Genomic DNA, 11,695 nt, shown 5'->3' on the forward strand with positions numbered 1-11,695 from the left:
CATGCAGGGCATGGATCACTCCGGCATGCAGGGCATGGATCACTCCAGCATGCAGGGCATGGATCACTCCAACATGCAGGGCATGGACTACCCCGGTAAGAAGGAGCCCACCCCAGAGAGCCGTACTACTGGACTACTACCGGCGGGCACGGCACAGCCAGGCTCACGTTATGACCAGCCGGGTATCGGCATTGACCCCAGCGAGAGACGCGTACTGGTTTATAGCGATCTCAAGGCATATACGCCTTGGCCGGATCGTCGCCCGCCTGGACGCGAGCTGGAACTACAGCTGACTGGCAACATGGAGCGTTACATATGGTCGTTCGACGGTAAGAAGTTCAGTGAGGTCAATGGCCCGATTCACTTTGAACACGGCGAGCGCCTGCGGTTGATCTTCGTTAATAACACCATGATGGAGCATCCCATTCACCTACATGGCATGTGGATGGAGCTGGAAAACGGCGCCGGCGAGTTGATCCCGCGGAAGCACACGCTGAACGCCAAGCCCGGGGAGCGGGTCTCCGCTTTGGTCAGTGCCGATGCACCGGGAAGTTGGGCCTTCCACTGCCACCTGCTCTATCACATGGATGCCGGCATGTTCCGGGTCGTCAAGGTCGCTTAAGGAGTGCGGACTATGCGTTTTACTGCTCAATTATTGGCGGGGCTGGGCTTCCTTACGTTTACCTCGGCTACCTTGGTGCATGCCGATGAGGGTTATGACGCTCCGCCAGGATGGGGCTTGCCGATGGAACAGCATAACTTCGGCACATTTCTCGTAGATCGCCTGGAGTATGCCTGGACAGACGAAAACGAAGAAGGCGTCGTCTGGGACTTTCAAGGTTGGTACGGCGGTGATTTTCAGCGCGTGTATATCAAGGGTGAAGGCGAGAACACCCAGGGCGATGGAGAGGATGGTGAGTTCGAGTCGCTAGACTTGCTTTATAGCCATCTGGTCGCCGACTACTGGGAGTTGCAGGGCGGCATAGGCTATCAGGGAGTGATCGCGTCCAACGACCACCCTGAACGCACTTTTGCGGTAATCAGCCTTCTTGGCACGATGCCCTACCGCTTTGAGGTTGATACCTCGCTGAGGGTCAGCGATGAAGGGGATGTGTCGGCCAGCCTGGAAGCTGAGTATGAAGTCCGGTTGACACAGCGCGCCATCCTGCAGCCGAGAGCTGAAATCGAAGTGGCAGCCAGCGATGTCGAAAAATTTGGCGTTGGCGAGGGTTTGAACTCTACCCGTGTCGGTTTGCGTCTGCGTTACGAGATCACGCGCAAGTTCGCCCCCTACGTGGGGGCGTACTGGGAAAAACAATATGGCGACACAGCCGACATGACTCGAGAGGAGTTCGGAGAAGTCGAAGGCTCCGGTGTCGTTGCTGGGGTAAGGATGTGGTACTAACCCTCGGACGATATTAAGGAGGATAAGATGCGAATAGTTTATGGGGCAGTCTTGACGCTGGTTGCGCTGGCTGCTGGCGGTGTTGCGATTGTCTATAGCGGAGCCTACAACGTTGCTGCAAGTGATGAGCATACGGCGTTAGGAAAGTGGGTAATGCATACCACAATGCATAACTCGGTCAAGGCGTCTGCTGATGACATAACAGCTCCTGACCTGAACGACAGCAGTCTGATTAAACAGGGCGCAAGTGCCTATGACTCGTTGTGTGCCGCCTGTCATCTTAAGCCTGGTTTGGAGGACACGGTACTACGGGCAGGACTCAACCCGATGCCACCCAACTTGACGAAGCAAGACCACTGGGGACCGGAAGAACAGTTCTGGATCATCAAGCACGGCATCAAGATGACCGGTATGCCGGCTTGGGGTAAAACCCACGAAGATCAGGAACTCTGGGAGATGGTCGCGTTTCTTCAGCGTTTACCTGGGCTCTCCGAGCAAGAATACCGTGAGTTGGTACAACCGGCAGGGTCCTCTACAAGCGGGCAGGCTGATGATGGGCATGATCACGAGCATGGTGATATGAACGCAATGATGGGTTCATCGTCCAATACCCCCTCAGATGATCATCATGGGGAGGATGATGGCCATGACCATGAGCATGGAAACATGAGCGGGATGATGGGCGCACCGTCAAAAACGAGTGATCAGCAAGGCGATGGCTACGCTCACGACCATGGGGATATGGGAGGCGAGGAGAAGGTAACGGCGCCGGATAGCCAAGATAAGGCATCCGATACCACGTCGCCTGCTTCTGCAGAGGAAGAAGCTGAGCCGGATGACCACTACGCAGATGGCCATACCCATTAACAGGTTGGGCTAGCGAGGCATGTCATGCGCTTGTTGCTCGTAGAGGATGACGACCTGCTGGCAGACAGCTTGGCCGAGGTCTTGGAAGATGAAGGGTACCGGGTAGATGTCACGGCGCTGGTTCGTGAGGCTGAAAAACTCATGGCCCGGGAGGATTACAGTCTAGTGATCCTTGATCTGGGACTACCCGATGGATCTGGCCTCGAAATGCTTGAAGGCTGGCGGCGCGGTGGCCACCGGTTGCCTGTGCTCGCCTTGACCGCCCGTGATAGCTGGGAAGATAAAGTGGCAGGCTTGCGACGAGGTGCGGATGACTATCTCACCAAGCCGTACCATGAGGCTGAGCTGCTCGCCAGGCTTCATGCTCTGCTAAGACGAAGCTCGGGGGCAGTGGAAGCGGAACTGCGAGTGAACGGGATTATTCTCGATGAAGTAGCCAAGCGAGCCTGTGGTGTCGATGGCTCTTGGCACACCCTTACTGCAACCGAGTACTGCCTGCTGCGTTATCTAATGTGCCATCCGGACCGGGTGCACTCGAAGGAGAACTTGCTTAACCAGCTTTATACACTCAACCAAGATGCTGCCGCGCCGAACTTGGTCGAGGTTTACATCGGCCGGCTGCGGCGGCTGTTAGGTAAGAACTGCATCCAAACGCGGCGAGGGCAAGGCTATGTTCTTCCCTCGCATTGACTCGCGAAGCTTGCGGTTTCACCTGCTAACCCGCTTGGGACTGGTTGCGCTAGTCGTTGTCGGTGTGATGTGGCTACTACATGGCATGTTACTGCGTGATCTGGCCCGAGAGTTTCTTGCGGATCGGTTGCATCAGGAAGCTCACTATACTATCGAGCGCTTGCAACAACATGGAGGGCCTCCAATCCAGTGGCTCGAGTCGGACTCTCTGGCCTCGGAGGTTTTCCATCACCTTTATGTTTTGCGTGTAGGAGACCAAGTCTCTTCTTCTCATCCGGACAGGCTTCCCCTCCTGTCGCCTTATCTAGGTGAAAGCAAGGCTGAAGTACTTGAAATCCAATGGCAAGGGCGGAAACAGCTTATCTACCGAGAAGCACTAACTGTAGAGGGCCAGCAAGGTGTCCTATTGATTGGCGAAGACTTTGCGCAAGTGGAGTCTGGGCTTGATGCACTGCATTGGTGGGTAGGAGCCATCGCCGGGGCCCTGTTAGTGCTACTGATATTGCTAAATTTAATCGCGGTCAATCGCAGTTTGCGCCCACTTGCTTTCTTACAATGGCAACTTGCTGAGATACAGTCGGGCCAACGGGAGCGGCTTGGTCTCGACGCACCGTCTGAGTTGGACAGCCTAATTACCCAGCTCAATCATTTTATGAATGAGTTGCAGCAGCGATTGCTCCGCTCGCGAGAAGCCGTGGCCAACTTATCCCATACGCTACAAACGCCGCTCGCAGCCGTTACACAAGTTTTAAGAGGTAGTCGGCCCATCGACGAGCAACGTCGTCACCGCATGCTGGAACGTATGGAAGGAATGCAGGCGCAACTGGCCTCCGAGTTGAGGCGGGCCCGTTTCGCCGGACCAGTGACTGGGCAGCGTGCCAACGTTACTGATGAGGCAGAAATGCTTATCGACATGATGCGCTCACTGTACCCAACGAAACGCTTCGGGTTGCAGGTTTCTCTCTCAACAAACCATAACATTGCTATCGAGCGCCATGACCTAAATGAGATGCTTGGCATCGTACTCGATAATGGCGGCAAATGGTCCCGCGAACGCGTGCTATGTCACGTATACCAAGACCAAGATTTAGTTATTGATGTGGAAGACGATGGCAAAGGGGTAGACTCATCGGCACTCTCTGAACTCGGTCAACGAGGGAAACGCCTCGATGAAAGCACTCCCGGGCACGGGTTGGGCCTCGCCATTCTGAAACAGATCGTCGCTCAGTATCGAGGCAGGGTGACGTTCTCTTCGCCTTCTGGGAGAGGGTTTCAAGTGCGGATAGTATTGCCCTGTTAATAGCTAAAAGTTAGAGCTTCAATATAGCTAGACGATTAAATTGATTCGCTTGGTTCGCCCGCTTTTGACGACTGCCACTCTGGCTCTTGCTACCCTCGCGCTGCCCGTGTCTGCCGACACGAACCATAGCCACGGGAGCAGTTCCGGCGGCCATCACTCTACTACTGCTCAGACAGTACAGGGTGAAGGTTGAATCGCCCCTAGTTTCGTAGACACCTCCAGGCCTTATACTGAAGGCATCAGGAGGTTCCATGAGCCGTCAACGATATACCGAAGAATTCAAGATCGAAGCCGTCAAGCAGGTGACGGAGCGAGGCCATCCCATTGCCGAAGTTGCCGCCCGGCTGGGAGTGTCCGGCTACAGCCCGTATCAATGGATAAAGCGCTACGCTAAGCTTGCGGAACATCGACAACAGAACGCTGATCTTCAAGCTGAGAACCGGCGCTTGAAGGCTGAGCTGAAGCGTGTATCAGAAGAACGAGATATCCTAAAAAAGGCCACCGTCGGAATGCCGCCCAGAACTTCGCCAGAGAGCCCGACTAAGGTGCGCGTTTATCCACGACCATGCGGACCAATACCCGGTGCGGCACCTGTGCCGCATGATGGCGGTGCATCCCAGCGGCCACTATCCCTGGTGCCGTAACGGCCTGTCTGAGCGGGCCCGGGATGACCAGCGCCTGCTGGGACTGATCAAGCACGCCTGGCTCGAGAGTGGCGGCGTGTATGGCTATCGTAAAATCCATCAGGACCTGCGGGAGGCTGGCGAAGCTTGTGGCAAGCATCGGATGGCCCGCCTGATGCGCCGGGAAGGGCTACGTTCTCAAACGGGTTACCGGCGCCGCCCTGGTTGATACGGCGGCACACCGGCAGTGGTATCGCCCAACCATCTGGATCGCCGATTTGAGGTGGCATCGCCCAATGTTGCATGGGTCACCGACATCGCCTACATCCGCACCTACGAGGGCTGGCTCTACCTGTCGGTGGTCATCGACCTGTTCTCTCGGCAGGTGGTGGGCTGGTCGATGAAGCCTCGCATGACCACTGACTTGGCGTTGGATGCCTTGCTGGCAGCGGTTTGGCGAAGAAAGCCGCAAGGCGTTGTCATGGTGCATTCGGATCAGGGGAGCCAGTTCAGCAGCACCGACTGGCAGAGCTTTCTGAAGGCCAATCAACTAGTGGGTAGCATGAGTCGCCGTGGTAACTGCCACGACAACGCCGTTGCCGAAAGCTTCTTCCAACTCCTCAAGCGTGAACGGATCAAGCGGCGAATCTATCCGACCCGGGAAGCTGCCAGGAGTGATGTGTTCGATTATATCGAGATGTTTTACAACCCAAGGCGCCGACATGGGACGAGTGATGATCTATCACCCGTTGAGTTTGAGCGGCGATACTTCCAGAGCCTGACGGGTGTCTAGAATACCCGGGGGATTCATTCTCCCGTTCCTTCTCTGTCGCCGTATCGCATCGACTACGCAACTCCGGCGCATTGATCCCGATGTTTCCCACCAGTAGTCGCTCACCGATGATTGGCGGTCAGCCTTCGATGTTTGCCCTGAATGTATCGGTATCAGAGGCTGGTGACCTCGGTCATCTTAATGCTGCATAAATCGTCTTGATCGTTTAAGCAAATATTGCTGCTTATGAAAGCACTTTGGATGGTGGCGCCTCACTCGAAGGGATTTGCTGTTGCAGAGACTTTTTTGTCAGAGGGGATCAGGCCGATATGAAGTCGTTCCAGCGTCTGACCAAATAGTTGTGCTCATCCATTGCTGTGTTCCAAACCGCAATGCGGCTCATGCGCGTCCGATAAGCTCCTCCGTCGCGCACTTCTCCGCGACGAATCATGCTACACGTGCCGGCCGGTCCCGGTAGGTCCTGCGCGGCGGGCTGACCGTCATACCAAAAGTCCCATTCCGAAGCTGACAGGTGGGGACGGGCCAGCTCTGGGGTAGAAATATAATAGCCTTGTCGCGCCATGACGGCCCCGGGCCATCCTGATAACCACCAATTGAGGTAATCGTAGGCGGCATCCAGGGTTCGGCCTTGCACGCCTCGAGAGATCGACATGCCGCCGTACCAGGCTCGATAGCCTTCCTTAGGCGAGGCCATGCGCACCTTGATCTGATGCTGTTTGAGAACGGTCATGGCCGGCGACCACAAGCTTTCGATACCGACCCGTCCGCGCATCATATCCGACGAGGCTTGGTCCTGATTGCTCCAGAAGGTACGAAAATGCTGCTGGCGCTTGAGGCTGATCAGGCAGCTGATGAGGGTGTCGATCTCGGCCACGCTGAGATTGCCGACATCTTCGATGTGCAGAAGCCCCGCCGCCTGGGCGGCCAGCGCGGCATCGATGGCGCCGATGGCGCTGTCTTCAAGCGAAGTGAGCAGTAAAGGCAGTTTCATCGGGTTACCCATCCATGAGGAGGCTGACGAATATGTTCTTGCATGAATATTTGGTGTCACCTTTCTTGCAGGACAAATTCGACGCACAGCGCGTTGGGTAACAACTGAATTTCTGGAATTTTTAGGATTCACACAGAAGTGGTGCAAGGAGGGGCGAAATGGGAAGCGCAGCGTTCAAGCGAAAATGTAGTGAATGTCTTACAAGTAATGAGGCATTGCTCTGGCGTAAAGGTCAGACTTTAAATAATATGTGCATGTACAAGCAATAGTGCTAGTAAGGTAACAAATACCTTGATTGCTTAGGATGAAACCAGAAATGACCCCCAAATCGGTAATGTGGCAACAGGTGAGGAATGTTTTCGAGGCGGTTGAAAGCCAGGTAGCCAAAGCCCTCCAACGCGAGCATGGGCTCGGTCTCACTGAATATCGAGCCTTGTACTTACTCTCTACGGCGCCGGACTCAGAGTTGCGCATGCAGGTACTTGCCAGCCAGTTGGGGCTAAATCAGAGTTCCGTGACTCGCCTGGTCGAGCGCATGGAGCGCAATAACTATACGATTCGCGATGTATGCCCGAACGATAAGCGTGGCGTGTATACCGTTATTACGGGACGTGGAAAACAGATCCAGGAGGAAGCAGGAAAAGATTATGAGGGCTTTCTGGATGTCGCGTTGGATGAGGCTGCAAGACAGCCGGAGAATCGCAACATCGTCGACTGCCTGCGGCAAATGATTGCATAACCCGCGGCTCAGCTATGCGGAACCTAACTCAGCACGACTCTTTGCCTGACATTCGGTTGCTTCTGAAGGGATTGGACGCGATAGCAAAGCATTAGGCACAGTTGCGCCATGACGCCAATCGTTAAAAGTTAAGCGTGAAACCAAGAGAGTGATAAATGGCGCGACTGAAGACACACCTGAAAGCAGAAGGAGCAGAGTTTCTCGTCCTTGGGCAGTTGCTGCTTCATAGAATTCCTTCCTACAAGACCTACACCAATATGCCGGGGTACGACCTCGTTGCAACCCATCCGGAAAACAATACCTCAGCCCGTATCCAGGTTAAAGCCGATGGAGGACAGGGGCCAGCGGCTTTCTTATCAATTGTTTTGATTGTGATTTTGTAGTAGCCGTCTTGCTCAACCGAGGCTCGAAAGATGGGAAAAAGGAGGTATTGGCACCCGAATTTTACGTGTTTCCAGTAGATGTGATACAGGCTGCCCCAAGAAGCATTGACTGGGGAAAGGTGAATATGAAGGGGATATCAGGCCTAGAGAGCTATCGAGAGGGGTGGGAGCTGGTGTCCGATTTTCTAGATAAATGAAACCGTAGTATTAGGGATGCACCTAACCATTATCCGGGTGGCTATGATGGTTTTGCTTGAGTTCAGGCATAAAAACAAAGATGTTCAGTAGGGGATGGAATAGGCGAATCATGATGAACGAGAAACAAAAGCAAATAGCAACCGTGGCGGGAATCATCTTTGTGCTGATGATCATCTTTCCTCCATTTTCCTTCCATTTACAAGGCGGCGCAGTAGTGAATAAAGGCTATGGCTTTATTTTTGATCCTCCCAGCAGGGGCGCAGCGATTAATATACCTACCTTACTAATTCAGTGGTTGTTTGTAGCAACCATTGGAGGAATTGCGTATAAGCTCTCAGAAGAGGAAGAGTAACAATCCAAAAGGATCCTCAGTCGTGATGTATTGCTACTGAAAGCGTAGAGGCGCCAGTCGGGATCTACACTTTTAGTAGAACATATCATTAACTTTTTCTCGCAGCGAATCGATCCGCATTAATGGTGGCCGCCTTCGCCCGGTATTCGCTGCTTTCATCGAAGACATAGGTTTCGGTAGTCGACATCGAAGCGTGCCCCAGTAGGATCTGCAGCTCGCGTAGGGCCATGCCGGCATTGAACAGGTCGGTGGCGAACGTACGGCGCAGGTCGTGCGGGGCGATCGTGATACCGGTCAGTCCCTCGGCCTGCTTACGGATGACATCGATGCGACTGTTGATGCTAGCCGTCGACAAGCCCTTGGCCACGACGTCAGGAGCCTTACGCTTGTTCCAGATCGGCGTGAACAGGGCGCCTGGCTTATCACCCCGGAACCGTTCGATATATACCATTAATCTTTCCCAAACCGATCCGGGCACCTGAATGATGCGGTCCTTGTTTCCCTTACCAGTGATCTTGATCTCGCGGGTGTGGAAATCGATGTCCGCCATTTGGATCCCCGACACTTCCGCACGCCGGGGGCCGGTGGTGGCCATCAAGGCAATCAATAACCCATCCCGGTGGGATCGGGCATCATCCCTGGCATCACAGACGTCAAGCAGGGCACGGATCACTCGCTCGGGATGGGCCTTGCCACCCGGCAGTTTTTTGTAGCGGATCGACGATACGCTTTTGATCAGTTCAAAGGTTTCGTGGCTCATTAGCTGTAGCTTCCAGGCTTCCTTAGCCACGCCGCGTAATAGGGCGCGGTAGGCGTTGCGTGTTGCACCAGAGAGCCCGAGGTCACGCAGGTGGGCGAGGAGCTCGTCGACGACGTCGGAGCTGAGATCTTCCCAGTGCACGAAGTCATAGGGGAAGAGCTGGTTGGGATGAAGTTTGCGGGCGTCGCCATCCACCTCAAGCTTTGAGGGGTTGGGGGCGCCGAGCAGCAGCGCCAGCTTGTTCATCTGACTGCGTTTGCTCACGGCAGAAACAGACGACTCCTGGGAGCGAAGGTGGCGGTACCCTGGGTTTCGCGATCGGGGCAGTGGTGACGGCGAAATCCGTACGGGGGCACGATCGAAGTCAACGGGAAAGGGCTGCAGCGGGGCGTCGACAACACCGCCGGCGGGCAGATAAGCGCCATCCAGGCTGGAAATGGGCTGCGGATAGGAGGTTTCGGACGTCATTAGGCCTCACTTATTTTATAGTCATTCATGCTGAAACCCGCATGGCTTCTGGCCTGAAGGCTTATTTTCACCGGATTTCGAGCCGTCGAATTTAAAATCTGACGAATCGCACGTACTAGGCATCCCAACTTTTTGCGTACAGCCGCCATTTTGCAGGCGTGGTCCGACCATGACCTGGTCGAGTCATACCGAGTCAGCCAAAGGAAGCCGAGGCTGAGTTAACCGATACGAACGCCCTATCGACTGATATCACCAAAACTAATTATAACGACCATTATATCAAATTTAGAATACCTCGGAACGCTTATGACCCTCTCCCCAGAAACCTGTGGTGCTCACGGATGATGAAGATTGCCATTTCGGGGAATTCGGGCATTCCTTCGGCGTACACGTCAGCCAGCCGCTCGTAATCCCTATCGCGGAAGCTGATGATGTCGCCGAATTGACGCAGCTGTACCCGATCGAAGATCCCGCCATGCACATAGCCGGAACCTTAAAGGAGTACTCGCCGCGGCCCAGCACGGCGACAGCATGCTCGCCGGCCTCGAGCTCCTCCATCAGGAAGCGATACTGATTCTCGCCCAACAGATTACGACTAATGGTCGGCGGATTGAGATGGGCAACGTACAGGTCGATGAAGTTTTTACCGGCCTCTTCAGGGGTAGCCTCGTCGAGCCCTTCGGCCTCGGTGCCCTTGAAGGCCTCGTCAACGTCGCCGTGGGTCAGGTGCAGTCGACGGATCGCGCCGTTGCCGGTGAGTTCGCTCCAACTGGCCGGCTCGAACACGTCTTCGCGGACAACGGCCGGCTTCTGTACCGCGCCGGCACTTGCCTCGACCAGGCCCAGCGCGACGGCGACATCATGAGCCGAACGCATGATGATCTCGTTGACGACCATTACCGTGACCGTGGCGCCGGTCACAGCATCCACCGTCACCGCGTCGGGGTCGGAAGAGCGCCCGACGACGACAAGCTGATCGGCGCTGATGCCTTGATACTTGGCGGTAAATTCGTGCAGCCTTTCTTCGGGAATACCGATAAGAAGAATCGGCTCGTGGTGCTCGAGGACGTAGGCATCCTGAATGACACCGGCGGCATCCATGAGAACCTGAATATTGACCGGCTTGCCTGAGTAGGCAGGAATATCCACCACATCCAAGCTCTGAAAGGCGTAGCCCAATATCCCCCCTGCCAAGGAAATGGTTCTTACGAAATAGTCGCCTTCCGGCTCGGAAACCTCGTCGGCTTGGGGAAAGGCAGTCTCGATACGCTGCTGCTCGACATCGCCGTACTCCTCCCTGGCCTCGACCGGCTGGAGGAAGAACAGAACGATGATGGCAAGCAGTAGCATGCCGACCTGGCGGTAGCGGAAAAGGTGGCCCCTTGCGGGTGGTCTAGCTTCCATGGTCGGCCTCGACTCAGGCTACGATGTGTTCCTGAATGGTGACGAGAGGCCGAACGCCATCACTTGATTGAAATCATTCTTTTGACCGGTCGGACAGAATTAGTTAATTCAATCGTATCCGGAAAAACGCCGGGGTTTTTTAAAACCCCAGCGAAATAACCATGAAAAATATAAGGGATTAACGCAGAAAAAATAAAAGCAATTACGCTGACGTTTGTACGCCAGTGCTCGATAAACAGGAAAGGGTATCAGGCAGAAATGCCTGCGATGGCATCGGTTAACTTGGCCTCACCATCGCAGACGTTGCCACGGGCGGCTACTCCTGTTGCAGGATCCACTCAGCCAGGATCTTGGCTTCTTCTTCGGTCACGGCGTTGGGCGACATCGGAATCGGGCCCCACTTGCCCTGGCTGCCATTCATGATGCTATCCATCTGCGTGGCGACGGCATCGTCCTGGCCAGCATACTTTTCGGCGACGTCGGTGTAGGCCGGCCCAACCATCTTGGTGTCGATGGCATGACAGGCGGCGCACACCTTGGTCTTGTAGAGCGTTTCGCCATCGATGGCCAGGGCAGACGACGCAGCCAAGGTGTCACCCAGGGCCAACAGGGGAATCAGGAGTTTTTTCATGGGTATCTCCTCTAAGGCTGCTGAGGCGGACCTCGCAACTCTGCCATGTCATTCATGTGCCGGTACACCAGTGAGCTTAGCCAGCCCGGTC

General features: G+C 55.0%; 12 protein-coding genes and 1 pseudogene. 9 read left to right on the plus strand and 4 right to left on the minus strand.

The features are described 5' to 3' along the window. The 6 genes and pseudogenes from F568_RS23210 to F568_RS23215 form a co-directional block, all read left to right on the plus strand. A partial coding sequence (locus F568_RS23210) for a multicopper oxidase domain-containing protein (RefSeq protein ID WP_040476591.1) occupies positions 1-622 on the plus strand: 622 nt, incomplete at its 5' end. A gap of 12 nt (positions 623-634) precedes the next feature. Beyond that, entirely contained in the window at positions 635-1,405 is a 771-nt protein-coding gene (locus F568_RS0118060) for a copper resistance protein B (protein WP_019020170.1), read from the plus strand. A 27-nt stretch (positions 1,406-1,432) separates the two neighbouring features. Beyond that, positions 1,433-2,272, plus strand: coding sequence for a c-type cytochrome (locus F568_RS0118065; protein WP_019020171.1), 840 nt, complete (start codon positions 1,433-1,435; stop codon positions 2,270-2,272). Between the two features lie 24 nt (positions 2,273-2,296). After that, on the plus strand, positions 2,297-2,962 hold the full coding sequence (locus F568_RS0118070) for a response regulator transcription factor (protein WP_019020172.1): 666 nt from the start codon (positions 2,297-2,299) through the stop codon (positions 2,960-2,962). 85 nt (positions 2,963-3,047) lie between these two features. Then, positions 3,048-4,262, plus strand: coding sequence for a sensor histidine kinase (locus F568_RS0118075; protein WP_229804351.1), 1,215 nt, complete (start codon positions 3,048-3,050; stop codon positions 4,260-4,262). A 251-nt stretch (positions 4,263-4,513) separates the two neighbouring features. After that, positions 4,514-5,678: pseudogene (locus tag F568_RS23215) on the plus strand (IS3 family transposase). 298 nt (positions 5,679-5,976) lie between these two features. Here F568_RS23215 and F568_RS0118085 read toward each other — a convergent pair. Then, positions 5,977-6,669: an extracellular solute-binding protein gene (locus F568_RS0118085; RefSeq protein WP_019020176.1), complete on the minus strand. Its 693-nt coding sequence runs from the start codon at positions 6,667-6,669 to the stop codon at positions 5,977-5,979. Positions 6,670-6,985: 316 nt separating this feature from the next. Between F568_RS0118085 and F568_RS0118090 the strand changes: the two genes are divergently transcribed. The 3 genes from F568_RS0118090 (at position 6,986) to F568_RS0118100 (ending at position 8,341) form a co-directional block, all read left to right on the plus strand. After that, a complete protein-coding gene (locus F568_RS0118090) occupies positions 6,986-7,408 on the plus strand; it encodes a MarR family winged helix-turn-helix transcriptional regulator (RefSeq protein ID WP_019020177.1) in 423 nt (140 codons plus the stop codon). A gap of 155 nt (positions 7,409-7,563) precedes the next feature. Beyond that, positions 7,564-7,791: a hypothetical protein gene (locus F568_RS25445; RefSeq protein WP_211213453.1), complete on the plus strand. Its 228-nt coding sequence runs from the start codon at positions 7,564-7,566 to the stop codon at positions 7,789-7,791. Positions 7,792-8,101: 310 nt separating this feature from the next. Further along, complete coding sequence (locus F568_RS0118100; protein ID WP_156817489.1) at positions 8,102-8,341, plus strand: hypothetical protein; 240 nt, start codon at positions 8,102-8,104, stop codon at positions 8,339-8,341. Between the two features lie 88 nt (positions 8,342-8,429). Here F568_RS0118100 and F568_RS24010 read toward each other — a convergent pair whose 3' ends face one another. The 3 genes from F568_RS24010 to F568_RS0118115 all read right to left on the minus strand — a co-directional run bounded on the left by F568_RS24010 (position 8,430) and on the right by F568_RS0118115 (position 11,604). Then, positions 8,430-9,569, minus strand: coding sequence for a tyrosine-type recombinase/integrase (locus F568_RS24010; protein WP_019020179.1), 1,140 nt, complete (start codon positions 9,567-9,569; stop codon positions 8,430-8,432). A 285-nt stretch (positions 9,570-9,854) separates the two neighbouring features. Next, positions 9,855-10,973 carry an FMN-binding protein gene (locus tag F568_RS23230; protein ID WP_229804350.1) on the minus strand — a complete coding sequence of 373 codons (1,119 nt, stop codon included), beginning with the start codon at positions 10,971-10,973 and terminating at the stop codon, positions 9,855-9,857. 316 nt (positions 10,974-11,289) lie between these two features. Further along, a complete protein-coding gene (locus F568_RS0118115; RefSeq protein ID WP_019020180.1) occupies positions 11,290-11,604 on the minus strand; it encodes a c-type cytochrome in 315 nt (104 codons plus the stop codon). Positions 11,605-11,695: the final 91 nt, after the last annotated feature.

It is taken from the genome of Modicisalibacter luteus DSM 23508 (assembly GCF_000378505.1).
GTDB classification, from domain to species: Bacteria; Pseudomonadota; Gammaproteobacteria; order Pseudomonadales; family Halomonadaceae; genus Modicisalibacter; species Modicisalibacter luteus.

What these genes read in the sequence shown, in the direction of transcription:
- F568_RS23230 (WP_229804350.1), bottom strand. Translation starts at nt 10,973, where the DNA reads ATGGAAGCTAGACCACCCGCAAGGGGCCACCTTTTCCGCTACCGCCAG.
- F568_RS24010 (WP_019020179.1), bottom strand. Translation starts at nt 9,569, where the DNA reads ATGACGTCCGAAACCTCCTATCCGCAGCCCATTTCCAGCCTGGATGGC.
- F568_RS0118075 (WP_229804351.1), top strand. Translation starts at nt 3,048, where the DNA reads ATGTTACTGCGTGATCTGGCCCGAGAGTTTCTTGCGGATCGGTTGCAT.
- F568_RS0118060 (WP_019020170.1), top strand. Translation starts at nt 635, where the DNA reads ATGCGTTTTACTGCTCAATTATTGGCGGGGCTGGGCTTCCTTACGTTT.
- F568_RS25445 (WP_211213453.1), top strand. Translation starts at nt 7,564, where the DNA reads ATGGCGCGACTGAAGACACACCTGAAAGCAGAAGGAGCAGAGTTTCTC.
- F568_RS0118065 (WP_019020171.1), top strand. Translation starts at nt 1,433, where the DNA reads ATGCGAATAGTTTATGGGGCAGTCTTGACGCTGGTTGCGCTGGCTGCT.
- F568_RS0118100 (WP_156817489.1), top strand. Translation starts at nt 8,102, where the DNA reads ATGAACGAGAAACAAAAGCAAATAGCAACCGTGGCGGGAATCATCTTT.
- F568_RS0118115 (WP_019020180.1), bottom strand. Translation starts at nt 11,604, where the DNA reads ATGAAAAAACTCCTGATTCCCCTGTTGGCCCTGGGTGACACCTTGGCT.
- F568_RS0118070 (WP_019020172.1), top strand. Translation starts at nt 2,297, where the DNA reads ATGCGCTTGTTGCTCGTAGAGGATGACGACCTGCTGGCAGACAGCTTG.
- F568_RS0118090 (WP_019020177.1), top strand. Translation starts at nt 6,986, where the DNA reads ATGACCCCCAAATCGGTAATGTGGCAACAGGTGAGGAATGTTTTCGAG.
- F568_RS0118085 (WP_019020176.1), bottom strand. Translation starts at nt 6,669, where the DNA reads ATGAAACTGCCTTTACTGCTCACTTCGCTTGAAGACAGCGCCATCGGC.